Genomic DNA, 25,773 nt, shown 5'->3' on the forward strand with positions numbered 1-25,773 from the left:
CTGGGCGTGGTAATTTCTCGTCTATTAAATGAAAGCCTATCGCGCAACCCTTCTCCCTGTCTTTGCCGCCGCAGCCTCTGTTTTTGTCTTGGCAGCGTGCTCAAACAGCAAAGAGCCGAACAGTTCGAATTTCGAAGCAGCGGTAACGGATGGTCTCAAGTCGGGGCCGCGACTCTGCGCGTCCGTTGCACTGGATTGGCCGGACTCGGCACCTGATTCCAGTGACCGAGCACAAACGCGTCGCCCGCTCGTTGATGCGGGCCTTCTTTCCGCCACACCGGTGAGTGTCCCCAACGCCGTCGGCGCGCCGGTACCTGGGCACAAGTACGACCTCACAGCCGAGGGGAGAAAATACGCGAATCGCGGTGCACTCTGCTATGGGAAGCCTCATCTGCAGAAGCTGCTCAACTGGGACCCCGTTGAAACGGTGCTCGGGGTACCCCAGACCATGGCGTACTTCACATATACGATCGACGAGCTGCCGGAGTGGGCAAAGCGACCAGACGTGCAGGCGGCGCTACCGAACATGCGGGCCGCGATTGACGGTCAGAACAAGAACAAGATGCAAATGCCGCTGACATTGGACGGCGACCATTGGCGCTCCGCGACGTCCAACAGGTCGTGAAGAATCGCAAGCTCTGTCCGCGAGAGCACCCACGCGTTGCCATCACGGTCCAGTCCCGCGGATCTGAATAGAACGATCGTTCGATAATTGTTATTATGTAAAATGTCGGAGACGTAAAAAAAGGCGCTCATGCGCCTTTTTGGTTTTACCGGGGCCGTCGCTGCCGGATCGTTCCCTGATACTCCGGTGTATCCGCTCCCTGGAATGCGCTGTAGATGTCGCGAGCGCGGCGATCTTCGCGCGTCACACGCGGTACAGGCGTAGACCGGCCCGAACCGCCCGCCGCACGGGCCGTTCGCTCCTGAATATCATTGGCTTTCTGAAAACCCATGTTCATCGTACGCACGGTTTACTCCTCACGCCGGGCTACGGTTGAGCGCTTGGCGTTGTCATAGGTATAAGTGTACCCCAAGACCGCATACCTGGCTTCGAGCGCCGGGTGTGGCTGCAAGATCCGCACTTCCGCGGCGCCAAGCCTCCGAGCGTATCTCTCCGTCGCGTCGATCACCATCGGAAGTACAAATTGCGCTTCTGGATGGTTGCCGGGAATGCGTTCGACGCCCGCAAGATAGAGAATCTTCTTCCCGGGCCGCGATGCATAACCCAGCGCCAGACAAATAAGTTCATCACCCAGCCAGATCGCAAGATCCCACCGGGTAGGTCGTTTCTTTCTCCAGTAAACGAACTGAGCGGCCCAGTCCCAAGCGACCCTGCGGCGACGCGGCTCCCACTGCGAGGCAACAGCCTTGAACGCAAAGACGTCAAACGCTTTGAACTTGAAGTCACGCCGCGTCCGTTGTCGCGCGTACCGCTGCGCGCTCAGTCGAGCGCGGCGTCTGATTAACTCGTAGCGGCGCTCGGCTGATTCTCGCGTGTGTAATAGCCCGGTTCCCGTAAGCATTTATTCTCTTGACTGGTTCTGTATGTACGCTTCGGAGATAGCCCCGCCCTCCAATTGCGTCTTCGACCGCTCACCTGTGTGGCAAAGCTAATTCCATTTTATCGTGTGCACGAGCGTGTCAAGCGGTTACGGGACTACTTCAAGGCTTGCCACTGAGCACCGAGAATTATCGCCCTCAGGATCGCGACCTAGTGATTCGTCTCACGCAAACAATTTCAAGAGCGGTTCACGCAGGTCTGACACGTCCAGAACGTGCTGCGCTCTCGTCAGGGCGACGTAGAGCAGGCGCAGCTCATCGTCGTCCAGGGTCAGGCGACCATCGACGTATTTGAACAGGAAATCGTTAACGACCTTGACCCGCTTCCACTCGAGGCCTTTCGCCCTGTGCACCGTCGAGATAACGTAATCAGCGCTCGCCTCGGGTGTGATCCTCAGTGCGAGCGAGCGCAGATAATCCGTCCCTAGCTCGTCGACGATTCGCACGATGGGAAGCAGATCGACGCCGGCCGCGCTGCGAGCGAAAGACTGAACGTCCTTCCATGTCTCGAACAGCGACAATGCAGCTGGTCGGAAAGCACGACGTCCCGCCAGCAACATTTCGGCACCATCGGCATAAGCGACAATCTCGGCTGGGCTCATGCGGATTGCCGGCTTTTGGCCCGCCTCCACGCCGGCGGCAAGATGCCATATGGCGGAGACATTTTTTCGGCAAAGGATCGCGTCAACAGGTGGCGCGACCGACGGGTCTTCGACCATGAGGGAGCCGATTGTGCCTTGCCCGCGAACCGGCGTCTGCTCGCCAAGCAACGCAAGTAGTCGGCTCGCTAGCAGGGCGAACGTGTGACCGAAACGGAACGACTCGGTCAGCGAATATTCGGCTGCCTCGATCTTCGCCATTGCGTTGACGGCGCCGCGCCATTCGTAGATCTGTTGATAGGGATCGCCTACGTACACGATCTGTGCGTGTGTCTGCTCGTCGAGAAACCGCAAGATCGCACCATCACTGTCCTGAGCTTCATCGAGCAAAATGAAGTCCGATTCAATGCGCGGACCGGACTGAGCCCAGACCTTGAGGTAGACGTCGGGAAGAATGGCTCCGCGGCCGCTAGGTTCCTTGCTTTCGCTCCACAGTCGTTCGACGTAGGGAACGAGTCTGCTTTGCAGCCATTCGGCCGCCCTCACGTCGATCTTCTCGTCGACAGGGATGTGAAGCTGGAGCGGCACGTCGTCCGCAGATCGGCAAAACCTGCCGAGCCCATCAACAATCATCCGGCCCAACTCAAAAGGCGTGACTTCAACGACCTTTCCGGTGACAAGGGGAACTTCGACGGGCCCAAGTCCGTAGCGGGCTGCAAGCTCGTGGGGCTGCTCCGCAGGTTGATTCACGCGCGCGGTGAGGGAAGTCGAAACCGATCGGTACGCCATTGAGTGAATCGTGCCCGCAACAACGTTCCCTGGGAATCGACGCCTGGCGTACTCCGCGATCTCGCGGTTGAAAGCGAGGTATATGCCTCGTTGATGTGAAAGACGGTCCGCGACGAGCCCCAGGGTCGACGTCTTCCCCGCTCCGGCGTATGCCTTGATTTTCATGCTCTCGCGGCCGACGACGGCATCAAGGATCGCCAGCTGCTCATCGGTCGGTATCATCAGGCGCAGCATTGGCGAAATCTAGAAGCGCGTTCGTGTGGGAATCGAAGAGAATACAACCGCTCACCAGTTCGGTGAGGGTCATCGGTCCGGTCTTTTATGCCGAGGGCGTGACGCTGGGCGTGTCAAGGCCGCGGGATTAAACTTCGGGCTTGCGCCGACCGTTAACGGCGCAAACACCACTTCTTCCCTGATCTACCACACCGGGCGCCGCCGCCGCGCACCTTACACTCGCCGAAGTGATGCGACAAGCTTTGAAAACTACCGGCCGCGCCCGCAAAGACAAACGCGTCGCCACCGTTGCGGTATTCGACGCCCGCACGCCTATCACGCGAACGAGCGACCGTGACTACGGCAACGAAGAGAACACTACACTCACGGCGTTCGTGGCCAGCCTTTGGGCGGAGCTGCACTCTTCCGATATCAAACCCACGCCGCTGTGTCCGCATTGCGGAGCCGCGACCGCGCGCCTGCACCAGAGGCCCACGCGATATCACTCGGTCCCCTACTTCCGCTGTGGCGGGTGCAGGAAGCTGTTCACGAGGCTGACGGGAAGTCCGCTCGCGCGCCTTCGATTTGTGGGCAAGATGCCTGCGTTTTTTTCCCTGTTGTCGCAACCGATTCCGGTCGAGGAGGCCTCGCGTCGCCTGCAGATTGACTATGCCGCGGTATCGAACTGGCTAATGCGTTTTCGCCAGCTGATCGCAGCGCATGATCCGGACGGCCACTGGACGTCGCTGGTGAAACTCGGCATCAAGTACCGGCCAGCCGGCGAGTGTCCGAGATGCGGCCGCGGCGGTGTGAAACTCAACGGCGGGTATAGCGTCGATCAGCGGCGACTCGCGAAGTGCCCCGCCTGTCTTTTCTCCTGGCCGCTTCAGTCAGATTCATCGGCCGACTGCGTGCCGGTCATCGTCGTGGACGACCTCGCACGAAACGCGGCGGCCCGCCGTCGGCGATCTGGCCTCGATGCGCCTGATCTCCCGCCCATCGACACTGCGTCCATGAAGCTGCAGCCTCACCCGCCGCCAGATCAGTTACCGAAGCCCGCTCTTTCCCCGGTGGCGCCAGAGCGCTTCGACTTCAGCAGGCCGCTGCGCAGCAACAGCCCGATCGCGCGGCGCTTCACCGAGGACAAGGCGCTCACGCGGTTTCTGAAAAAGCACATCGACGTCGCCCTGTCGCCCAGTGTTGCGCCACCGGCCTGTCCGCACTGCGGCAGCGCCGACTCGCGGCTCACCGGGAAGATGCGAGCCGCACCCACGTTACCCCAGTTCCAGTGCAGAGCGTGCGCCCGGTTGTTCATGCGGACCACGAAAACGCCGATGGCGAACATACTGCGCAAGGACATGCTCTACGCAATCCTCCCGCTCCTTTCGCAACACAGGACCCTGCGCGACGCTGCAGAGTCGCTGGGCACAAAGCCGGAGGTCATCAAGTCGTGGGTTCAGCGCTTCCGCGAGTGGTTGCTGGCTCTCGACCCGTCAGGCGATTTCGAGCGCCGCGTGCGGCTTGGTCTGAAAGCACCTGCGCCGCAGATCTGGTGCCCGCATTGCCGCAAGATGGTCGCGGCACGCCCGCATGGGTTCAAGCGCACGCGCACGAAAACTGCCGCTCAGATCAGACGCCGGTTGTTCCGCTGCACCGTTTGTCATGGGTTCTTCGACGTCGCTGTCGACTCCCTCTGAGCCGCGCCGTGAGAAGATTGTGAACAGGTCAAACCGTTATAGTGCTTCCCAACCTATCATGGCTGATTCCAAAACTCCCCTTGAGCACTTCTTAAGCTGGTTTGCCACCGTCCCGCCAGATCATCAACTGGATATCGCGACTGTTGCCTCGTTCCTTCCGGGTTTCGAGTCCGTGCAGCGTGTCGACGACCACAGTCAGATTCCCAATCGATTCGTTGACATCGTGCGTTCATACATGGCAACTGAATCCAAGTTGAGCGAAAAGGCGATGTCGATCACCCTGCATTACTATGTCGGCCCCGAAATCGTGGAAAAGCGAGCGGCATCTGACTGGCGCGCCGGACAGGCTGGCCTCGGTGAGGTCATGGACACCCTCGGATACCAAGAAGACGATCCTCAGCTTCAGTCCGGCGTCAACGCTGCTGAGTTTCGTCATCGCCAATGGATTGCGACGCGCGATAAGTGGCGGCGCCTAGTCGCCGGACCTTTTTCCATCGAGGCCATTCGGCGTTTCGCCGAGCGGCAATGACCGGAAAGAGATTTCAAGCGATCTCGGAGACCAGAAAAATAATGACTGAAACAATCACGGTCGCGATCGTCGCGGCTCTCGTAGGGCGTCATGGTTATCGCGACGGCGTATAGTGCGTAATCAAAGGCTTACGACGCGTAGCCGCGCCACATTGCGGGGTGGTGCGACAAAGTTGGTGCTACTGCCCTACGTTCGCGGCAAAATTGTCGCATCTCGCGGACTCGAATGGCCGACATCGACCCTTTGAGTCACTCAGTCAGCATCGACGTCGGCCCGCTGTCTTGCCGATATGAGACATTGTCGCCCGCGATTTAGCTTACTTCCCAGGCACAAAATTTTTCTTTGAATCTGGGCGCTATGTGGGCGCTGGCCGCGAGGCCAAGCGCAGCGCCGAGCCCTAGCGGGCTTCTTGCGTTTCCAGGCCTTTGATAGCCCCGCGCTTCCAGACGTCCGTTTCTATCTTTCGGCCAGCCGCGGGCCAGCCAGCGCTCGTTCTCCGGCCCCGCCGCGCCTGCATAGCATGACACCATCAACGCCATGCGCCGAATTGCGCGCCAAGCATGGGCTCCCGGACACCACGGGCCATCCGATATCATGGCGTACTCGTCGTGCGCCGCAGCCAAATGAACTATTCGAACGCAACCCGGAATCAGCACTTTGTTCCGCAGGTCGAGCAACGACTCAACGCGGCGAACCCTTTCGCACCGCCCCGAGATCAACGGATCTTTTCGTTCAAGGTCCAAGAGCGGGAGTCTTTTACCATTCGACTTGAGAACCAGAGGGGAAGACTGATATCTAGCAATCTTTCGCTCGATGACCTCTTCACGTTTGATGTCGCTTCGGACTGCGCTTCGCGATTCAACTTCGAGGCGAGCTTTCAGCGCTTCGAACAGGAGGTCGCCGTCACAACCGGGAGCCTGCTTCAGAAGCTCGCATCGGGCGACAACAATGTCGGCGGCGAGATCGCCAGTATCTTCACGGCCAAACTACTGAACTTCGCGCGCAACCCCTTTTCGGTGGCGAAAATCCTCAACACGTTCGGCGTGCTCGCGAACTACGAGCCGACCGCATCGGATGCAAGACGGATGTTCGAACGTGTACTCAATGGTCGCAAGCCTCATCAGGCATGGCTTTGTTCACAACTTGGCATATCCGACACCGACTATGGCCGATGGCTACGGATGCTGTTCATGCTCTTTGTGGAATCGGGGGAGGGAAATCTCTCTATGCTCGAGAGTATGGTCAAAGCAGTGTTTGAGCGAAAAAGTCATGCTGCGGCAGTCATGGTCTGTACTTATAGCGAAGCACGTTGCCTACTGTCTGATCGTGGTTTCAGCCAATTTACGGACCGGCAGGACCAGATTGGCTTGGAGTTTAATCTTCGCCACGACGCTTTTATTCGTTACTTGTTTGCCGATCACGCGGGGTTAGTCCCCCGTGCACCGCGCGAACTAATTGAGCACCATCAGAAACAGAACCATCCGCTCCAGCTTTACTATTTTGCGGACAATCTCGAATGTCTACGAGCATTCAATCGAAACGCGATTTACTTTTGCCAGAGTCGCGTATTCTGCTCGTCTCGCGAAGAAATTCTTCTTTAGGAGCGCGATGGATCGTTTCATTTCGCTGGATACGGAATATCCGGCGCCTGCGCGATCAGGTCGAAGCCCTTATTTCCTTTCCGGTCGCACCAGCCGATATTGGTCGTCGTTTTTGGTGTCGGACTGCGCAGCGGGTTTGAACCAATCCATAAACTGCTGACCTGCCTTCGTCCCGCCCATAAACACGCCGAACGAGAACACGACGCCGATGAAGACGATCGCGCCGATGATGACCGTCCACAAAAATGTGGCAGATGCGTTCCTCCAGATCCACGGCATAGTGATACGTTCAGGCACCTCGAGCTTAGCGACTTCCTGCTGCTCCGGTTCGACCGGAGCAGCGATCGGACCTGCTACGCTTCGTCTCTTGTTCGGCCCCGGGTCACCGTACTTGTTGTAGGCCTCGAGCAGGTGCTCCAATTCGCCGATCGTGGCACTTAAGTCCTTCTCAAATGCCTCTGACTGGTCGCGGCTGGTAACCGATCCATAGGATCGAACGAAGTACACTCGCATGACATCATCGCAGTTGATGCGATACCCTTCACGCTCGATCCGCTGGATGTAGTCGTGGAGCTGATGGCGCCACTGCTTCAACGCGGGGCTGTCGTATCTCTTGTCCTGCGGCGCGAACGCCTTCGCCCGACCGATTAGCCCCCTCACCTCTTCAATAAATGCCGCGTAGTCGAACGCAGCGTTTCCGTCATCCATTTCCCCGTCCCCTTTATCCCTTTGCGGAATCATACCGAAACGGCGAGCGCCCACTGGCGCGTGAAGGAAGAGGGAAATGCTGAATCTGTGCGACAGGCCGTGCTTGGTGAGTTTCGGCAGCAAAATGGTATCTCGCCTCGAGCGAAAGAACAGTTGAGGCGAACAAATTCGAAGGCACATTCTCGGATCGCGGACCTCAATTTCGATCGAATGACCGAGTCGCGTCGAATTCCAGCCATACGTCATGAGCGAGCGTCGCTTCCTCCGTAGCCATCGTTTCGCCACGACGCCCGGCGGCCGCAATCGCGCGTCGTTTATCCGCTCTTCGACGTTATGCAGTGAGACGTAGCTTGTCCTGCATGCGCTTCTTGTCGATTGCGGCCGCGTCGCCCGCAGCGATAGCCATCCAACCCATCAAGACACCGGCTGCATAGCACTGTTTGCGCCTCCTGTCTTCGCTTTTAGCCGTCGCGCGCGCTTCTGCCATTAGCCCGTCAATCTCTTTCTCGACGATCTGTGTCAATTCACCGTATGTCCACGTATTTTTTCTCATGAGTATTTTCCTTTCTGCTCTCCGCGCGCTCAGTGCGCGTTCGACAATGTCATCAGAGCGGCTCGAAACGCGCATCGAGTCAGGGCCGCCCGGGCAGTTCTAGTTCCCGTCGATGCGGCGGCCCTTCAAACTGGTCGTATCAAAGACGTGGCTTCGCGCTGTTTAGTTCGTCCCTCAACCGCATGGATCGCTGAACATACCTGTCGTCCTTCAGGATCAGGTCGGTGTTTCCGACGGTAAGTTCGGCCTGACCAGAATCACAGAGCGCAGGATTGGAAGCTTTCGCGCACCAATGAAGCGGAAATGAGTCCACGTTCGGTGCGCCGTACTTCGCGACAGCGGCGGATTTCAGCCTATCAGCGTTCTCACGAGAGAACGGCAACTTGTAACCAATGCGGTCGGCGGCTGTCGGGTCACCCGGTTTCGCACTGACCACTTCGAAGTTGACTTCCAAGCGCTCGCCGTTGGCTTCGTAATTCACTGCGATGATCGCGGGCTTGCCGCCGAGAATGGATTGCGGCATCGAAAGCGTATAGACCTTTGCCTTGCTTACGCCAAAATGCTCGGCGATTTTGGACTGCACCTCTGCAGGCGACATGCCAAGCCTGATACCAGCGACATCGAAGGTGGAAGCGTCTGTGCCCGCCCTCGCTGAGGTTGCGCACCCAACGCAGAGAGATGTGACGATAGCCGCCTGTAACAGACGTCCATGGATGTTCATGAATTGATCCCTTAGTTGATCACTTTTGCGTCTTAACCGCGTCGTGAAAATTTAAAATTCGTCTTTCGAACCCCGTTGCTCGGTGACCTCTCTTCGAGAAACTGCAGGAGAATTCTGGACGCTGCTTGGCATTGCGCCCGATGCGCTCTGGCGAAAGGACGGCAATGCGCCCCCTCCACGCCCAAGGCGTCGGAGCGTTGAAAAGGACCGGCGGGCCTAAAGAGCGCTCCGCGCGACAGCGGTTGCAACACTTCTGCGTATCCTGCTGATCGAGGAACGGCGCGCGTCTACCGAGGTGAGGTGTCTGCAGTTTGCAAAATTTAGCGCGATAGGTTTGCCCAGAACAGCGCCAGATGATCGACCCGTTTTCCTTCGTCTACGCCCTCCGGTGCGGGATACATGTTCACGTCCCCCGTGCAATTCAAAGACAAATCCAATGCCGCGGTATGGTACGCCTTCGATGCGAGCGATCTGCAATCCGCCGGGCGACGCACTTGCGCGCCCGTAAGCCGAACGTACCTCGTTTTTCAGGTAGTTTCGGTCCTGCTCACGGTCCGTCAGGTCCACACCCCGCACCTGTCTGTCGAAGGGGGAGACCTGTTCCTGGCGGACCGCTTCCTCGATGACTGCGGTCACCGCTGCGTCAAGATTATGCGGGTCAAACGCTACCGTCATTCGATTCTTCCTTTGAGCCGCTTAACGACGCCTTTAGTTAACGCGACGTTCGGACCGGGAGACGGATCTTAACTGTCCGGAACTGGGCCATCTTCTGCAGAAACGCTCGCGGTACGACCTGGTGTAACGGCTCGTTTACATGATGGTCGCGTCACAAGCCGAAAAATCAAAAGGGCTGCCCGCCGTATCGTCGCAGCTAGCCCCGACTAGCGCCTTCAGTTGTTCCGCAAGGACAAGCGAGGTCCCGATAGGCACGACTGTCATGCCCTCCTCAAGCGCCGCGTTCACTTGGTGAAACCCTTCGATCCAGTGCAGTCCGTCGCCCCTCGGAGCAACAAGGGGAACTTCGAACACGCCCTTCTTGAATAGGCCCCTGTGCATCTCGACCTTCGCTGCGTTGTAGTAATAGACGTCGTTTGATTCCATCACGGCTTTCAGCTTTTTGGCATCAGAAAGGACTATTGCCTGAGCGTCGCCAACGCGAAATTCACGCGCGACATGCCCAATATTTTTCGTAAACAGCGTGCACTTGATCATGTTTTGACGAGAGTTATGAAGGTATCAGAAAAGCAAAACCACCGGCGGGGGCCCCTGCTGGCGCCGAGCTTCCTCGGTACTGCGACCAGAATGTCTTATCGGCATCCCTCGACTAACACTTTAGTTATCGCGTGCGCTAGCGGCTGTGACTGGCGTTTTCGGGCCTCGCTATACTTTGCTCGTCCGACAAGGCTGATGCGGCCGGTACTAGATGCAGCGCGCGAAGATGCCGGACCCGCGGCTCACCCGAAAGCCAATCCAATCCTCTGACTCTCAACCGCAACTCAAGGTCATTTTATGCTTTTTGAATAAGCAAGCGGGGCGGTCTGGCTGCCAAGATCGTCATCGTCTTTTACGACGCGGGCGCGCCTTCTACTCCCCGCCTAAGATCGCTTCCCGAGACCCGGTGCGCCTCCTTGCAGCAGCTTCCCGATGCGCTTGGGCGAAGCAATAGTTCCACCGGGGCTCGTCGAAACAGAGTGCCGCTGGTCTCTCCTCATGCGGTAGACGACGGCTCGTATGGCGGGGTCCCTCGCACATTCCCGAGCTAGGCCTCGTTGATCCCCCTCATGTCGACGGAGAAGCCCTTGGATGGCTGCTCGCAATGGCTCTCGCTCAATCCACTGAGCCGTATCCGTGCCAAACCGCGTTCGGCTTTTCATGGCGCGCTCGTGTTTGAGGAACCGGACTAGCAACTCTGGAAGATCCAGAAGCTCAGTGAATACACATTGATGGCAGAATTTGGGTATAGGATTCCATTCCGCCCGGTAGCGGACCCTCCCGTTACAGCCCCTCTTAGAACACTCGCGAGTTAGAAAAGCTGCTGTCATAGTGCCGATAGTCCCTCGTTCGACCGAGTAGAGTTCATAGATGACGTTTCGCCGTACTTGAACCGCCTGGAAAGCGAAGTCATTGGTTGCTTTTCTCCTCCTCAACATCACAGCCCGCGCCTAGTCACTGCAATGTCGGCGCCGAGTTAAGGCTAATCTCGCCGGCCGTCACTCGAATCGTAAGCGCATGGAAGCTGCGACTAAGCGCCACGACCCGCGGCGGCTTGACTACCTCGTAGATGTTAAGCGTCTCGCGAGCACCGCCGTTCCTTCCCTTAAGCTGCGCGACGAGCGAAACGCGATCGTCATTGACTGGCGCCTCGTTGATATTGAAGACGAGCCTTCTCTCCTTATCGAGCACATCACCGAGCCAGTAATACTCGCTGCGATCGAAAATCGGGCCTGACAGACCGGTCTCGGCTTCCCACAGAGCGAGTATTTCTTCGATTGACGGAAGCCGCGTCGATAGTAAGGATTCCTCATGACTTGATTTCAATGCACCCAGCTCATGGACATTTTCCCTGAAGACAATGCGGTCGCTAGCCTCAACCGTACTGGTTGCGGGCAGGCTGTAGAACGACCGATACGCGGAATCGTGTACATGAATTTCGGCCCCGTCAACCAAGACGCTGATCAGTGCGGCATGCCAACGCGGCGGCAGTGTGTGGGCCGGTGGACGCCGCGCGTCCCCAACTCTCGAGATCTCGCTTTTCGACAATGTCGTGGGCACTTTCATCGGATGCGCAAAAGGAAGAAGGTTTGTTTTGCGCAGGTCCGAGGCCAACACTTTCGAGATCGCATCCCAGTTATTCGACGCGTGGTCAGATCTTCCCCAGCTGTAAAAAAGTTCAATCATATGATCCGTCCATGCATCGGACGCGCACTGGTCGTTGCCCATCACGAAAGCCAGAACGAACAGGAACTCCATGATCGACCGATGCGCAAACTTGTAGTTGCCCGCGCTGTCCCGGTTCAGCATCGACCGTGAGGTGAGGTGCCATTGCTGTAGATCTGTGCCGCATTGACTAGCCAAAGTAGATAGTTCCCTGGCCGTTAGCTTTTCCGTCCTACGAACGGATCGACCGAGATAGATATCGACCGCGATGACCTTCGACACAGCAAGGAGCTTGTCCGGGTTGATCCATCGGCTCTCGCGCTGAAGCCACCGATCAACCATAAAAGCATAAAGGTCAAAGATCTCCGTGTAAGTCTTCTTCTGTTTAACGAGTTCAGGAATTTGCTCAATAAGCATGGGTCTCGCACCCAGATCGCCGATTGCCTTGATCAGTGAGAGTGCCCGTCTTTTTTTTAGAATGAAGAAGAATGGGAAATGCAGTTCGACATATCGGTTGACCTGGGCTACAGAAAATGGCAGCAGATACAGCTTGTAAAACTGATACTCTCCGCGCTCGCCACCCGCTCGTGCGCCGAAATAGGCTATACCGGTTTCCGTTGGAATCGACATTTCATCCGCGAAGAACTGAGATCGACAAGTAATGACGACTCGTCTGAAGTCGCGCGCTGCGTTCATGATCTCATTCAGCCGATCGTTGAAGGATCCAATGGCCTCGGTGTCTTCATCAAGGGCATCCAACAGCAACACAGTGTCCCGCGGTTCCGAGATTTTGGAGATCAACGAAAGCGCGTCACTACGGCCCAGCGGTACGACCGCCACCTTTCGGTCGTTTGCCTGTTTTGACCTTTGTTTCCTGAGGAAATAGTTAAGGCAAAAAGTCGTTTTGCCCATTCCAGAGTCGGCGAGCACGATCAGATAACGATGACCATCCGCAGCTTCGAAAAAATTGTCTACCGCGCTGAGTATCGGCTGGCGTACAGCTGCAACGCGAAGCAGGTCGGATTCATTTGCGGGATCAGTCTGCGCGCAATCCGGTTCGACGTAGAGTCGCTCCGCCTTCCTGATTTCGTCGTCGCCGAACGCCGCCATATTTTCTGACAGTCGAGCACGAGAGTGGAGGGCTCTTTCGATTCTTGTGGCCCGCCACCTGTTGAACTCATTCAGAAGCCGCAAACAGACCAGCAAGCCCGCGGCTATGCTAATCAGAATCGCTATCGCTTTTCCGACAGAGCTAATCCTTACCGCTTCATATAGTCCAGTAAGCCAACCTACGCTTGTCGTAATGCTGTCAAATAGCTGTCGCATGGATTTATCGTTCTTTGGAAAACGCTGCAGACGCACATCCGTCGCCGGTTTGCCGCAACTCCGAGTCGTGGCTTCTATAGATAGCGGCTCGAGGGCACGCGGACGCTAGTTTCGCATCTCAACGCGGCGGTTCACCGGCAGGCGGCGCAGTGGTCGCGTTTTGACGCGTCGCACTCGGGGCCGCTGCTCATCCTTCGGCGCTTCCACGCGATAGCCTGCATGCTCCAACACGCGCGCGCACAACGCGAGAAAGCCGTCGACGGAAAGGTCATTCTTCGCGTCGTTCGTGCACCACGCACATATCTTGAACGAAGCGGCCGACGCCGATGCCTCAAAGTGATCGACAGTCGGCAGAAGCGCGAAGCCGGCCTTGTAGTGGTGACGCCCAGCTTGAGATTCAGCATTGGCGTATTTTGAGATGAGGTGCCAGTCGAGCCGCTCGCCGGTGTAGTGATCTCGGCCTTCACTCGCGAGCACCGCGGAATGGATTGCATCGCGATATTGCGCACCGCTCGCGGTCATGCCTCGCGCTCGATCGCGACCGACATGCGCCTGCGCTTTGCGCAAAAGCCAGCGCAAATATAGATCCTCCGAGACGACACCAACCAAGAACGGTGGAAGCTGGCGCTTGCGCTCTCCCATCGATTTCACCCCGTGAATTGCTCACTCGACGCCGAGCGCCTTAAACACCGCATCGACGGGATCTGAGTAGAAGCTGGTCTGAAACTTGGCAAACAGTTCGCCAGGAACCGTTGGGATGTCAGTCACACTGGACATGGGCAACAAGATCCGCTTCGCCCCGGCGTCAAACGCCACTTGCAGGCTTTCGGCGAGATTTCTCGCCTGGGCAACCGTGCCACCGAGCGTCATGTCACCCATCACTGCCAACTGTGACTGCAACGGCTTACTCAACGCCGCAGAGCAAAACGCAATGAAGCTCGCAAGAGTCACAGCATTCGGCGAACCAGAGTTTTGAAGCTCTACCAGATGCAGGTGGAAGTCCCGCTCTGCCGGATGGATCGACGCGCTGACTCGGCTCGCGTTCGCCTTGAAGTAGTCAAACGCCACGCGAACATGCTCGCGCGACAACGAGCCGGAGACGGACAGTTTGCCGCTGCCGCCGAGCGCTTGAACCTCCATGCGGTAAACGCCCGGCATTTCAGCCGCGGCCATCGCGATCGTGTGCAATACGCCAGGTTGGAGACGCCCTTCTGGAATGATACCGCCTCCGGTCTGCTCAGGCACGGCGACAAACCGCTCCTGCATGTCTTCGAGGTCGACGTAGGAGAAGTGGACGTCGTAAAACTCCATCCCGCCAATTTTCTTGAGCTGCTCCTTGACGCGGCGACGCACCTCCAACGCGTATTCGAGGCAGCGGCGAACCGTTTCCTTTTCATACTCGCCATTCGGGCAGATCAGTTTGAGCAAGCCCGAAACCGTGCGACGAACGGCAATGGTATCGCGCTGGTTGAGATTGTTGCCGAGCTTGAACCACTTGTCGATCGCGTCCGCGAAGCTTCGCTTGCGCATCTCGCGCACCCATTCCGCAAGGTAATCGACGATCAAGCCGTATTGGTTCGTAAAGAACTCCGGCCGCATCTTTGGGATTTCCCAGCCCGGCACATAGGCGTGAAAGCGATCGAAGAAGGCAGAGTCGATCATCGCGTCGGGAAACGGCGCGAGAAGATGGCTCGTCTTCACCATCGATTCGATGCTTTGGTTGATGTTGCCCACGAAGACCATCGACGCACTGGCGTTGACTGACTCGCGGCCCCGGCTGAACGAGCCTGACGCCATATAGTCCTTCATGATCTGGACGCCGTCGTGGTCTTTGAAGCTAATGCCGGCGACCTCGTCGAACGCGACGACGTCCCACAGGCCGACCAACCCGACCTTACGAGCGCTCATGTTATAGAACAGATTGGCCACGGTCGTCTGCCCACCGGAGACGAGGATCGAATTCGGGCTGATTTCTTTGTAGATGTGGCTCTTGCCCGTGCCGCGCGGCCCGAGCTCGCAGAGGTTGTAGTTGTTTTCCACCAAGGGGATCATGCGGGCTAGCAGATGCCACTTGACCCGCTCCTTAAAGCACGTGGGCTCCATCCCCGTCGAGCGCAGCAACGTGTCGATCCATTGCTCTTCCGTGAAGCTCTTCCTCGCCGAAAACAACTCGGTCATCTCGAGGCTGGGCATTTGAATCGGCTTCAAGTCCGCCACGGCGAATGGAGATGACTTCTGGTTTTCCTCAAAATAGTAGCGCAGCGTCACGATGCACCAAATGCCGCCGACGAGCAGCTTCTCGTATTGGCGGACGTAGTGATCGGGCACCTCCGCGTTCTTGATGCCGAGGTTCGAGAGCAGCGCCTCGTAGGCGTCGCGGCTCTCGTTGAGCTTTACGGTGACTTTGTCGATCACCTTGAACGAGCCGAGCTCGCGGATCTTGCTCTTGACCTTTTCGGCCTCGTCGGGGCGCACGTAGTTCTCGGCCAAGATGCGCTTGACGCTGTCGAGCCCGGCGCGAATCGTCTCCGCATCGTCGGAGGCGCAATACATCCCCAAAAGGTATTCGAGCACATAGACCGGAACGTTGGCGCCCTCTTTGATCAGCTTCGTGAGGTCCTTGCGCACCACTCGCCCCGCGAAGCTCGCGTTCAGCAGCGTGTCGAGCGAGCGCTCACCCGCCGCGTCCAAGCTCGCCTTTTCCGCCAGGGGCTCTGAGGTTGGTTCTGCCATTCCCTGCCTCTAAAAATCGTTGCTGAACGCCAAGTCAATCCGCACGGGCACCCGCCACGCCTCGGCCTTGGTCTTGGCGTCGCGCGCCACGAGAAAGTAGTCTTTCGTCCGGTCGTGGGAGCCGGCCTGGATCGTGAGCATCACCGAGCGCTTGCGCTCGTCGAGCAAGGGCGAAGGGCTGTCGAACGTGATCGCCTGCTCGTCGCTCACCGGCGTGTCGCCGTCTCGAATGGAGAATATTAACGTGACGGGCAGAACGCGCTCCGAGATCGCCTCATTTTGAATGAACTCGAAGCGTTGTTTGTTCGTCACCACACGGTTGCTCGACCCCAGCGTGCTCACTTCCACTGGCTTGCTGCGGACCTTCTCGGACTCGCTCTCTTTGACCACAATGACCGGGACGGCAATTTCCTGCGGCATCGCGCTGCCGTGGACGAAGCGAGCGCCGCCGGAAAAGTGAAAGCGGCCGGCGGCTTTGGGCGCCCAAAAGTCGACGCTCCCCTCGCCCGCGTCGGTGCCGGCCGTCCGCTCCGTGGAGCCGCACCAGGCCTTGGGCGTGCTCCCCATGCCGCGGCCGAGAATGTAGCGCTTCTTCGACTTGACGGCGCGCTCGGGCTCGGCGTCGAGCACGGAGCGGTCGGCCTCTTCGAGCGCCGACTCCTGATACAAAAAGCCATGGTCCGCCGTCACGAGCACCGTCGAGCCATTGAGGCTGTTGACAATGAAGTTAACCGTGTCGGCCAGCTCCTTGATGGTCTGCGCCGTCGCTTCAAAGGCCTTCGTCTCGGTCGCTCGCTTGTCGCCGATCGCGTCGATGCGATCGTGGTAAATGTAGACGAGCCGGTGCGGCTTGACGAACTCGCGGCCGCGCTCCTTCCCCTTCTCCATCAACTCGTCGCGGCCAATGGCCACTCCTTCGTGCTGGGCGAGGATGGCCGAGCGCTGTTCGAGCGTGGCCGACGGCTTCGCGTCCACCATCACGTCCAGGTTGGCGTTCGACTTGTAGGCTAGGCGCTCATGGGGCAAGAGGCTCGCCATCCCCAGGGTCGTGTAGCTTGGCAACACGCCGAGCATCGCTTCGAGTCGCGCCTTCACCCGATTGCGCGTGTTCAGGTCGCGCGTGAGCTCCTCGGCCGCCTCGTAGCGGAAGGCGTCTGAAATGATCACGAAGACGCGCTTGGCGCTGTCGAACTCGGGCTGGACCACCTGAGCGTAAAACGCCTGCTGGTTCACCACGCCGGGGAGCGTCCACGAACTCAGCAAGCCGCCTTCACCTTCGATCACCGAGGCCCAAGCCGACGCCAGCTGTCCGATGAACCAACCGGAATAGGCATCCTCCATCCGATCGCGCAACTCGTGAAGGAGCGCCCACCCCATCGGCTCCACTGATTCCGTCGCGCGCATGAACCACCGATAAAGCTGGTCGAACCTGAAAATCTCAGATCTGTAGGCGAAGAAAGCGGTCGGTGCGTCGGAAAAGCTGAACCCTGCCGCGCGCGCCGCTTTGAGCTCGAAGAAACTGGCCGCCGCTTCCAACGCGTCGTAGCTCGCCGCAAGCGCTCGCGTCGAGTCGTTTGCGCCCGCCAGCAGCGGGTTGGCCCAGTGGCCATCGCGGCGCCGGGCAATCAGTGCGCGAATCGAATCCATGTTGGCGCCGCCACCGGCGATGATGCGACCTTTGAGGTCCGCAATCACCCGTTTCTCAACGCTCTCGAAAGTCATCGATTCGACGAGATCTTCGGCGCTCATGGGGCGAATCAAATCGTCGACGCGCAGGTCGCTGGCCACCAACGTTGAGAGCGTGTCGTAGCTGCCGTAGTTCGCCATGTCCGAACGCCAGCGGCTCGCAAACACCGACGCGTGGGCGGCTCGGGCGCGCTCGCGGATGAGCAAATGTGCCATGGGCGCGGGCGTCGCGCGCACGCCGTTGCAAAAGTCGGTGGCGAAAATCGCGTAAAGCAAGCCGCGAAGGCAGCGCGCCTCGGGCTCCACCTCTCGATAGCCCATCTCGCGTTCGACCAAGGTCCAGAAGGCGTCGTCGAGGTCGTTGGTAGCGATGTCCGCCAATGCCTTGGGCGTGGCACCCAAATCGTCCGCTTCCGCCGCAAGCCCGGCGAAGACCTTGAGCAAGATGGCCGAGGCGTCGGGCGTCTCGGCGCGCACGACGACGCCCAGCATTTTGCGGTCGAGGTGCTCAGCCGTGTCTTGTGGATCCGTCCAGCGCTTCAACCGCTCGAGCCGCTCCCGCGCCCGCAAAAATTTCGCGCGATGTTTGAGATGCGCGCGCAGCGACTGCGTGGCCAGCCCGAGCTCGTCCAGCTGAATCGAGGCGGTGTCCGCGCTGAACGCCTTGCCGCGTAACCGAGCGTCGAGAAGCCAGTCAGCGGTGGGCTCTGGCTCCGCAAACGGCGCGTAAAGCAGCCACCGGGTGTCCTTCTCGCGCTCGATCCAGATTTTCACCTGCAAGGCCGGGACTTGATCGAGCCGCACGACGCGAACGCCGTCGAGCTCCACGCCATCGAGCTGCGAGGCGAACTCGCCCTCGGCGTCGTTCCAGAACACCAGCGAGTGCCCTTCGCCCAGCAGGCGCGAAAGGGCCGGCAAAAAGGTGTGCTGCCCGCTAGTCATCGCTTCCGCCAGTGATCGTTTTGGAATCCGCGACCAATTCGCCAAACTTCGCGTAGTTGACCTTCACCCCGTCGTCCAAATCGATCTGGATGCGCATGTCCGCGAAATGCCGCAGCTTCTCGTCGAAGCTCAGCAGCTCCGCGTGCTTTCGCCGGAGCGCGTCAATTTGCTTTTGAAGCTTGCTGCGCGACGACGACGAACTCGCCGCGGCCGCGTCCTTTTCGAGCAATTCAATGCGCGCGACCAGCTTGGTCGAGAGCGGCACGACATACACGGAGCGCAGGCGAGCGAGCGTGCGCTCGTTGTAGCGGTGCATGTAGACCAGGGCCTGGAAGGCGCCCTGACGGCCGCTGCTGAACATCCAGTAGACCGGGCGCTTCTTGTAGACCTGAACGTGGTCGCGAAAGAAGCTGTCCGCCACATACCGACGAATGGTGTCGTCGGGGTCCTCGTCGCTCTTGGGCCCTAGGCTTTGCGCCAGCCATTCGATGTTTTCGTCCACGCGCTCTGCACCCCACAGGGCTTCTACAAACTCGTGGATACGTTGGGCGCAGTCGTCGTCGAACCAAGGCAAATCCGTGGTCGGCAAAATGCCGTCGGCGTCCGCGGCAAACGACGCGTATCGCGTCGGGTCAAAGCCCTCTCCGCCGGCATGCGCGTAGATCAGCCCGGGTTCGTCGAGACTGTAGCGGCCCATCATGCACCCGATCGCGTAGGAGATGAAGCGTTGGGCGTCTTTGGCGCGATCCGGGCGCACCAGCGTTATGTGCTCCTCGTTCACGACCGCCGAAAGCTCCTCCTCCAAACCGTAGGCCTCGATGAAGAATTGGTTATTGGCCTCTTCGAGCGCCTGCATTGCGCGCACGTCCTCTGCCTTGGCTCGGGCCCATGCCTCCCAAGCGGCGCCGAGGCCAAGTTGCTTTCGTGCGTCGGAGGATGCGCAGGGATGGCCCGCGAACTCCCACGAACCTTCGTAGGCGTCCCAGTCGCGCCGAGATATCGCAATCAATTCGCGCTCGAGTTCGCGGACCTTCGAGACGTTAGCCGGTGGCACATAGGGGCGGCTGCCAACGACGCCGTTGTTGTAGTGCAGCCCCTGCAAGCTGACGTCAACGATGCGCTGGAATACGCGTGAGTTGGTGTAGCCCAGGAGGCCATCGAGTGATTTGCTAGGCTTCGCGAACAGGGCCGGGCCCACCGTGTTGATGATGAATCCCTGCGGCACCTGACGGGAGCCGAAGAAGCTAGACGTCAAGTCCGACCACGTGATGCCAGGCTTGAAGTAAAAATCCATGTTCCTTACTGCCGAACGAGGCTTCCCCCCGTCTTCGACACCATAGACTCGCATCTCGCGACCATCGTCCTCCCAATTGACCACGGTCTCGAAGTTGCCATACCAGCGCCTGAATGCGCCGCCCTTCGTTTGGGGAAACCACTTCTTTTTGGACGCGAGCGCCTCAGCTCGACTATCCATGGAAAATCCAACCCTTCCGATCGAAACCTCATGCCAGAAGCGGATAAATCGACCGTTATTGCCCGTGGCCAACCCTTGTTTCGAAAACGCGACGCCCTCGATGGTCTGGCCGCTCGCGAACAGTTGGCGAAAGCGCTCGGAGACCCAGTAGGCGATCGGCTGCCCCGGAATCTCATGAAACTGCTGATTGCTCGCGCGATGCCGCCACGCCGCCGACGGATCGACGATCGCCTCGCGTAGGCGAGGTTCCTGGTTTTCAACACCCTTGAAGTCGCTGAGGTCGAAGAAATCGCCCTGGCAGACTTCGGCCTGTCCCTTGATGCAAACGAACGTGCAGACCGGCACGCACGCCGGCTCAAACGCGTTGTATTCGAGCTGCACCAGCGTGCTGATGCTCGCCTGATCGAGCAGCGTGCGGCGCAGGTCCTCGTAGGTGCTCAAAAACATCCAGAGGAACGGCTGAACGGCCCCCAAATAGCCGCCCTCGCGCACCATCGACAGCATGCGCAGGTCGAAGGACGCGAACAAGTCGCCCTTGCCTTCGGGATAACGCGCTTCAATGAAGGCCTTGAGTTTGCGGCCCATCCACTTGCCGCCCATGTAGGGCGGATTGGCCAGCACGGCGTCAAACTGCATCCCGAGAAGCAGCGCCTGGCCGATGAACGGCAACAGATCCTGTGCGGCCGCCTCGGCATACAAGTCGCCGCTGCCCGCCGCGCGTTGCAAGCCCGCCGCCAACGTCGCCAGGCCGGAGCCCAACGGCTCCTCAATCTTGATGAGCGAGCCGTAAGTTTTCGTATCGGAGAAAGTCGAGAGCAAACACTCGATCATGTCGAGGGAAATCCCATACGGCTTCAAGGGCTCGGCCAGGGCGCTCTGCGAAAGCTCGCCGCGCTCTTTGAGGGCAAAGATGTTGAGCGCCGGCGGCTCGTCGAAGACGCGTCGGTCGTCCGCGCGCGCTTTCATCATCAAGGCGAATCCGGCCAGTTGCGCCGCCCGCTCGTCGATGTCCAAGCCGTAAAGGTTCTTTTCCAGAATCAGGCGCGGGATGTCGCGCAGGCGATAGCCGCGCTCCACATAGACCTGTTTGAGCAGCTCGTAGGCCTCGACCAAAATGTGCCCCGAACCACACGCTGGATCGAAGACACGAAGGCTCTCCGGGTTAAGGCTGCCGCCGTCCTCGGCCACGCGGTTCGCGACCATGGCGGCGAGCGGGGCGAGCTCCTGCGCCGGCCGCTCTGAGGGATCGACGTAGAACGGCCATTGGGCTTTCAGCGACGACGCTGGATTGGCCAGCGACCAGAGACGCCCGATGCTGTTTTGAACGAGGTATTGGACGATCCAGTTGGGCGTGAAGAGCTGCGTGGCCGCCGGGATATCGTCCGTTTCGACCACGCGGCCAATGACGGCGTCCTTGCGTTCGCTGATGTAGAACTGATAGAGCCAGCCGATGGCTTCGATTTGCTCCCATTCATCTTCGGGCACTTCGGCCACGAGCTTGGCGATGACCGAATCGGTGCGCAGGAGGTTGTCGGGCAACAGCAACTCCGACTCGTCGTCGATACGCTCGAAGAGAAACGGCATCGCGCGCGAGAGTTCATTGCATTGGGCCACGATCAAGAGCTTGTAGAGCTCGTTGTCCTGGTTGCCAGCCAGTTGCATGTCGCGGAGGCGATCGACCGCGAGGCCAGGCAAGCTCAGCTCAGCGGCGTGCCGAAGAATCTCGGGTTGGGCGCCATCTCGACTCGAGAGCACCCGCCATCCATGATCAAGGTAGTCGTGCAACTCCATGAAACGAAGCGCGACGAATCGGTTGAACCAGGTGTAGGCGATCGCGTCGATCGTGTGCGCGTAGCCGTGGCGCTCGATCGTGTCGATGAGCTTTTGTCGCTGCGCGAGCACCTTGACGGGCCACTCGCGCCCTTCGATTATCGCGACGTCGCCGCGGGTTTCGGCCGGCGCCACCCCTTGCGTGCTGATGCCCAACAGGTTCGCGCGAGCGGAAACAGCGGCGATGAAATCGAGCCGCGCTTGCGGCGCGTAGGCTTTGAGATTGGCTTTGTTCATGACGTGCGCCAGTGCTCCGAAAAGGTTATTGCAGACGAGCTCGATGGCCCGATTCGATTGCCGAGATCAACTCGTCTCGAAGCTTCGCGAGGTAGTCGTCGACGTCTTGCGGCGTGTCCAGATACGTCTTCGCGCTCAGGTCGCTGGTTCGAATCACCTTGACCGGACGCGCGGCCGGCGCCGGCTGTGCGCCGTCCGACTGCGCGCCCGGCGCACTCGCGCTCGGGGCCGTTGAGCTCGATGCGGTGGGGCTCGAAGCGCTTGCGCTGGGGTTGCCCGCTTGGGCCGCGGCCGAGCGCGAGCGCGCCGCCCGCGCAATCTGATCCATCGCCGCGTCGAGCAAGTCGCCCGCGCGCCCCTGCAAAAAGAGAATGCGCGGGATGCTCACCAACGAGGCTAACTGCGCCTTCAAGTCCTGGAGCGGCTTCAAGGCGCGATTGCGAAGGTCGGCGTCCGCGCTCGCGTCATCGAGCGCGTGCATCGCCTCTGCGATCTTCGCGTCGACCGACCGAAGCGCGCGTTCGCGACGCTCGGCCGCCAACGCGTCGTTGACCCGCTCAACGGTCGCCACCAGCTGCTCAATTCGGTTCACCTGGCCGTAGGGTGCGGGATTGGCCTGGATGCGCTCCAACTCCGCCAAGGCCGCCGCCGCCGTCGCGTCATTGAGGAGCGGCTCGCGATTGTCGGCAAAGCTGCTGAGCGCTTCGAGCAAGCGCGCCCATACAGGAGCCTGGCTTTGATAGAAGCTCAGCACGTCGTGGATGTCGTCGGCCCGATCGCGCCACTCGCTGCGCTGGGTCGCCAAGCCTTCGAGGAACTCGAAGGCGTCGCGCCGCGCCAATTGCCGGTCGATAGCCCCCAGCGCCTCCGCGATTTCCGAACTGCCCGGATAGTCTTTCAATTCGGCTTTGCCGCGAGCGCGTTCGAGATCGGCTTTCAACCGCGTCAGGTTCGCGCGGAACTCGGCGATGAGCGGATCCTCCTCGTCCGGCGGCATGGTCGAGAACATGTCGCGGTGCAGCTCGCGCACCTTCGTGCGCGTTTGAGCGTCCGACGTCTTGCGCTTCAAGATCGACACGCTCTTCAAGCGGGCTGCTTTTGTGAGCGGCTCGATGGCGGCCAAGGGGTCGAGGTCGGCACCGTCCATGACGAGTTTGATCTCGCCGGCCATGAACAGGCGCGCGACGAGAAGCACCGACTCCCACTCGGGCCTCCACCCCCACGGCACCCCGGCGAAGCGCTCCACGACGTCCGACAGCAGCACGCGGCTGTTTTGCGCGCTCATGTCGAGAAACTGGCGCATTTCGCCCACCGCCAACGCGTTGCCGGCCTCGCCTTCGAGCGCGATCGACTGCTGGCCAATCGTGTCCGCCGACAGCACGGCTCGAATCTCCGCGATGGGATCGGCCTGCCGGACTTTCAGGTAGCCGAGCTTGAAGTAGGTGTTCGTGATGAGGTAATTGAGCATCTCGTCGAGCAGCACCGGCGGCGACTGCGGCTTGCACGTCAGGCGCTGGCCCATCGCGTAGAAGTCTCCCGCGCTGATCATCTCCGACAGCTGCGACAGCATTCGCGTCCGCCGATCGCGGTTCTCGTCCTTTCGATCGTAGAGAATCCGTTTGAGCGACGGGCTGGCCGTGTCGACCTTGGGCGCGATGTATTTCTCGATTTGCAGATACGTTTTGAGTTCGACGTAGACCCGCGCGTCGTTGGCCATTCGAAGCAGCGCCCGACCGGCCGTCCCTTCGGCGCTTCGACCAATGCACCGCGCCTCGTGCATCATTTCGTATTCGGCGCCCACCGGCGAGAGCACCTCAAGGGTCAAGGCCTGATTCGCCTGCTTGTAGGGCACGCCGTCGAGCAGCCGATTGAACTCGTAGTCGCTCTTGGTCTCGCGATGCCGCACCTTCGTCTGTCCGCCGAGGATTTCGTCGAAGACCAGCTCGGCGACGAGGCGCGAAATTTCCCCCTCGGAAATGCTAACGGACTTGACCTCCTGCGAAACGTCGCGCTCTTCATTGGTCAGGAAAAACCACAATTCGCCATTACGGCTCACCAAGTTCTGACGCTCCAACCGCTGTAAGGCCGCCTCGATGGTCCGCTTCAACGCGAGCTTGTCCGCGTCGACCTCGTCGAGGCACAACGTCGCGAGGTTGTCGATGGTGCCCTTCACCGCATCGGCATAGCGAATGAGAAACAACGCGCGCAGCAGTTGCAGATCCCACTCTTCGAGCGCGGGGTTCGTGGCCGCCTGATCGATGGCGCGCTTCACCGAGGAATCGAGAAAGCTTTCGATCGCGGGGTAGAAGTCGTAGAGCGGCACGAGCGCGTTGACGTCCTCGTTGCCGTTGTGCTTGGCGGCCGTCTGGAACGCGTCGAGCATGGAGCGCTCGCCGCGCGCGAGGTGGCGGCCCGTCGCGCCGACCTTGCGGATCGACTCGAACACCTTTTGGAGCAGTTGGAATTGGTAAGGCGCGAACGGGTAATGGGCGGCAAAGTCCGCCGCGTCGCGATAGCGTCGGAAGGCGATCGCATGATCGGCAAACGAAAGCTGGTTGTTGATGATGTCGCCTTTGGACGCCCAAAGGGCCTCGAGCGCGTCGCGCGCGGCGGGCGTCTTTTCGAGCAGGCGGTGCGAAATCACTTCGTCGGTGTTCGAGCTTGAAAGTGACAGTCGCGTGTGAAAGCGCCCCGTGATCTTCGAAAAATCATTGGTGCGCGCCTGATTGACTTCGCCGAGCGTCGCGTCGATGTCCTCCTGGCTGGTGACGATCACCCAAGCGCGGCCCTTGCACTGCGTTCCGAGCTCTTCGGTGATCGTCTGCAGGTTGAGCATCAACTGAGTGTTTTTCCCAATGAACTGCCCCACCTCGTCGACCAAAAACACGATGCGGTGACGCGGCCCTTTGGCGTCGAGGTATTTGCGCACGAGCGTCGCGAAGCCCTCAATGTTGATTTTGTAGGCGTCGCGCGCGTTGTCGAACCATTTGGCCGCCGAGTCCGGCGACATGTCCAAGGCATCGCTGAGCCCCGCGATGACGTGGTCGCGCAGAAAATCGACCGCGTCGCGCTCGCGCTCCCAAGCGTTGCCGTTGGCCGCCTGGAACGCTCGTTTGAACGTGGCGTAGGCGCCCTTCGAAATGAGATAGCGCTCCATATCCGCCACGTGCGGCGCGTCGCCCGAGAGCCCCTGCATCTCGTTGAAGACGCGCAAGAACACCTGCAAGATGGCGTCACGGTCGCTTTTCGAGTCCGCCTTCGCGTCGATGTTGAACAAGACGACGTCGGTGTTGCTCGTGACGGCGCGGCGAATGTCGCCGAGGAGCATAGGGTCTTTGACCTTCGAGTTGAAAAACTCGACCGCGTGCCGCCTCGCCCCGTCTTCCGGATGGGTCGCTTCGAGATTCGACAGCAGATAGGACAAGATTTTGATGAAGTGCGACTTGCCCGAGCCGAAGAAGCCCGACACCCAGACGCCCATCCGCGCGGCGATCGTCGGGTCGTTCGGGTGGTCGACGGTGGCCAGATACGCGTCGAAGAAGCGCCGCAGATATTCGGTCACCTCCTTGGTCGCGACGTATTCGTCCAGCTCCTGCCAAACGCTCTCGTCGTCGCGCTGGTCGGCTTTGACTACCCCGTTGATCGGACGGTCGATTGGCTTAACAAAAAGCTCTCGGATTTTCATTGGTCTCTCG

At 59.6% G+C, this 25,773-nt stretch carries 17 protein-coding genes; 5 read left to right on the forward strand and 12 right to left on the reverse strand.

Annotated elements, in window-relative coordinates; translation table 11 throughout:
* Positions 1–28 precede the first annotated feature (28 nt).
* Positions 29–625 (forward strand): hypothetical protein, encoded by a 597-nt coding sequence (locus tag AABE10_RS33490; protein ID WP_342937394.1) that lies wholly within the window; start codon positions 29–31, stop codon positions 623–625.
* Positions 626–974: 349 nt separating this feature from the next.
* On the opposite strand, the gene AABE10_RS33495 is transcribed toward AABE10_RS33490, so the two are convergent.
* Positions 975–1,526 carry a hypothetical protein gene (locus AABE10_RS33495; RefSeq protein WP_201659247.1) on the reverse strand — a complete coding sequence of 184 codons (552 nt, stop codon included), beginning with the start codon at positions 1,524–1,526 and terminating at the stop codon, positions 975–977.
* A gap of 201 nt (positions 1,527–1,727) precedes the next feature.
* Positions 1,728–3,185 (reverse strand): UvrD-helicase domain-containing protein, encoded by a 1,458-nt coding sequence (locus AABE10_RS33500; protein ID WP_342937395.1) that lies wholly within the window; start codon positions 3,183–3,185, stop codon positions 1,728–1,730.
* 242 nt (positions 3,186–3,427) lie between these two features.
* Here AABE10_RS33500 and AABE10_RS33505 point away from each other — a divergent pair, with 242 nt between their 5' ends.
* The 3 genes from AABE10_RS33505 (at position 3,428) to AABE10_RS33515 (ending at position 6,991) form a co-directional block, all read left to right on the forward strand.
* Positions 3,428–4,861 (forward strand): DUF746 domain-containing protein, encoded by a 1,434-nt coding sequence (locus tag AABE10_RS33505; RefSeq protein WP_342937396.1) that lies wholly within the window; start codon positions 3,428–3,430, stop codon positions 4,859–4,861.
* A gap of 58 nt (positions 4,862–4,919) precedes the next feature.
* Positions 4,920–5,390 carry a hypothetical protein gene (locus tag AABE10_RS33510; RefSeq protein WP_342937397.1) on the forward strand — a complete coding sequence of 157 codons (471 nt, stop codon included), beginning with the start codon at positions 4,920–4,922 and terminating at the stop codon, positions 5,388–5,390.
* A gap of 623 nt (positions 5,391–6,013) precedes the next feature.
* Positions 6,014–6,991, forward strand: coding sequence for a hypothetical protein (locus tag AABE10_RS33515; RefSeq protein ID WP_342937398.1), 978 nt, complete (start codon positions 6,014–6,016; stop codon positions 6,989–6,991).
* Positions 6,992–7,060: 69 nt separating this feature from the next.
* Here AABE10_RS33515 and AABE10_RS33520 read toward each other — a convergent pair whose 3' ends face one another.
* From AABE10_RS33520 to AABE10_RS33530, 3 genes are all read right to left on the reverse strand, one after another.
* Positions 7,061–7,945 carry a hypothetical protein gene (locus AABE10_RS33520; RefSeq protein ID WP_342937399.1) on the reverse strand — a complete coding sequence of 295 codons (885 nt, stop codon included), beginning with the start codon at positions 7,943–7,945 and terminating at the stop codon, positions 7,061–7,063.
* Between the two features lie 85 nt (positions 7,946–8,030).
* A complete protein-coding gene (locus AABE10_RS33525; RefSeq protein WP_342937400.1) occupies positions 8,031–8,252 on the reverse strand; it encodes a hypothetical protein in 222 nt (73 codons plus the stop codon).
* 139 nt (positions 8,253–8,391) lie between these two features.
* Positions 8,392–8,973, reverse strand: coding sequence for a hypothetical protein (locus AABE10_RS33530; protein ID WP_342937401.1), 582 nt, complete (start codon positions 8,971–8,973; stop codon positions 8,392–8,394).
* Positions 8,974–9,372: 399 nt separating this feature from the next.
* Between AABE10_RS33530 and AABE10_RS33535 the strand changes: the two genes are divergently transcribed.
* Positions 9,373–9,720, forward strand: a complete 348-nt coding sequence (locus tag AABE10_RS33535) for a hypothetical protein (protein WP_342937402.1) — start codon at positions 9,373–9,375, stop codon at positions 9,718–9,720.
* 63 nt (positions 9,721–9,783) lie between these two features.
* Here the strand turns inward: AABE10_RS33535 and AABE10_RS33540 are convergent, their stop codons facing one another.
* The 7 genes from AABE10_RS33540 to brxC all read right to left on the reverse strand — a co-directional run bounded on the left by AABE10_RS33540 (position 9,784) and on the right by brxC (position 25,763).
* Positions 9,784–10,185 (reverse strand): hypothetical protein, encoded by a 402-nt coding sequence (locus AABE10_RS33540; protein ID WP_342937403.1) that lies wholly within the window; start codon positions 10,183–10,185, stop codon positions 9,784–9,786.
* 954 nt (positions 10,186–11,139) lie between these two features.
* On the reverse strand, positions 11,140–12,960 hold the full coding sequence (locus AABE10_RS33545; RefSeq protein WP_342937404.1) for a hypothetical protein: 1,821 nt from the start codon (positions 12,958–12,960) through the stop codon (positions 11,140–11,142).
* Positions 12,961–13,281: 321 nt separating this feature from the next.
* Positions 13,282–13,818 (reverse strand): hypothetical protein, encoded by a 537-nt coding sequence (locus tag AABE10_RS33550; protein WP_342937405.1) that lies wholly within the window; start codon positions 13,816–13,818, stop codon positions 13,282–13,284.
* Positions 13,819–13,839: 21 nt separating this feature from the next.
* Positions 13,840–15,909, reverse strand: a complete 2,070-nt coding sequence (brxL, locus tag AABE10_RS33555; RefSeq protein WP_342937406.1) for a protease Lon-related BREX system protein BrxL — start codon at positions 15,907–15,909, stop codon at positions 13,840–13,842.
* Between the two features lie 9 nt (positions 15,910–15,918).
* Positions 15,919–18,537: a BREX-1 system phosphatase PglZ type A gene (pglZ, locus tag AABE10_RS33560; RefSeq protein WP_342937407.1), complete on the reverse strand. Its 2,619-nt coding sequence runs from the start codon at positions 18,535–18,537 to the stop codon at positions 15,919–15,921.
* Entirely contained in the window at positions 18,530–22,078 is a 3,549-nt protein-coding gene (pglX, locus tag AABE10_RS33565; RefSeq protein ID WP_342937408.1) for a BREX-1 system adenine-specific DNA-methyltransferase PglX, read from the reverse strand. The genes pglZ and pglX overlap by 8 nt, the downstream gene beginning before the upstream one ends.
* A 25-nt stretch (positions 22,079–22,103) precedes the next feature.
* Complete coding sequence (gene brxC, locus AABE10_RS33570; protein WP_342937409.1) at positions 22,104–25,763, reverse strand: BREX system P-loop protein BrxC; 3,660 nt, start codon at positions 25,761–25,763, stop codon at positions 22,104–22,106.
* Positions 25,764–25,773: the final 10 nt, after the last annotated feature.

The organism is Paraburkholderia diazotrophica, from assembly GCF_038900755.1.
Lineage (GTDB): Bacteria > Pseudomonadota > Gammaproteobacteria > Burkholderiales > Burkholderiaceae > Paraburkholderia > Paraburkholderia diazotrophica_A.

Coding starts and splice junctions, on each gene's coding strand:
- brxC (WP_342937409.1), bottom strand. CDS start 25,763: ATGAAAATCCGAGAGCTTTTTGTTAAGCCAATCGACCGTCCGATCAAC.
- AABE10_RS33525 (WP_342937400.1), bottom strand. CDS start 8,252: ATGAGAAAAAATACGTGGACATACGGTGAATTGACACAGATCGTCGAG.
- AABE10_RS33495 (WP_201659247.1), bottom strand. CDS start 1,526: ATGCTTACGGGAACCGGGCTATTACACACGCGAGAATCAGCCGAGCGC.
- AABE10_RS33520 (WP_342937399.1), bottom strand. CDS start 7,945: ATGACGTATGGCTGGAATTCGACGCGACTCGGTCATTCGATCGAAATT.
- AABE10_RS33535 (WP_342937402.1), top strand. CDS start 9,373: ATGTTCACGTCCCCCGTGCAATTCAAAGACAAATCCAATGCCGCGGTA.
- AABE10_RS33550 (WP_342937405.1), bottom strand. CDS start 13,818: ATGGGAGAGCGCAAGCGCCAGCTTCCACCGTTCTTGGTTGGTGTCGTC.
- AABE10_RS33515 (WP_342937398.1), top strand. CDS start 6,014: ATGAACTATTCGAACGCAACCCGGAATCAGCACTTTGTTCCGCAGGTC.
- AABE10_RS33490 (WP_342937394.1), top strand. CDS start 29: ATGAAAGCCTATCGCGCAACCCTTCTCCCTGTCTTTGCCGCCGCAGCC.
- pglZ (WP_342937407.1), bottom strand. CDS start 18,537: ATGACTAGCGGGCAGCACACCTTTTTGCCGGCCCTTTCGCGCCTGCTG.
- AABE10_RS33530 (WP_342937401.1), bottom strand. CDS start 8,973: ATGAACATCCATGGACGTCTGTTACAGGCGGCTATCGTCACATCTCTC.
- AABE10_RS33510 (WP_342937397.1), top strand. CDS start 4,920: ATGGCTGATTCCAAAACTCCCCTTGAGCACTTCTTAAGCTGGTTTGCC.
- AABE10_RS33545 (WP_342937404.1), bottom strand. CDS start 12,960: ATGGCGGCGTTCGGCGACGACGAAATCAGGAAGGCGGAGCGACTCTAC.
- AABE10_RS33540 (WP_342937403.1), bottom strand. CDS start 10,185: ATGATCAAGTGCACGCTGTTTACGAAAAATATTGGGCATGTCGCGCGT.
- pglX (WP_342937408.1), bottom strand. CDS start 22,078: ATGAACAAAGCCAATCTCAAAGCCTACGCGCCGCAAGCGCGGCTCGAT.
- AABE10_RS33500 (WP_342937395.1), bottom strand. CDS start 3,185: ATGCTGCGCCTGATGATACCGACCGATGAGCAGCTGGCGATCCTTGAT.
- brxL (WP_342937406.1), bottom strand. CDS start 15,909: ATGGCAGAACCAACCTCAGAGCCCCTGGCGGAAAAGGCGAGCTTGGAC.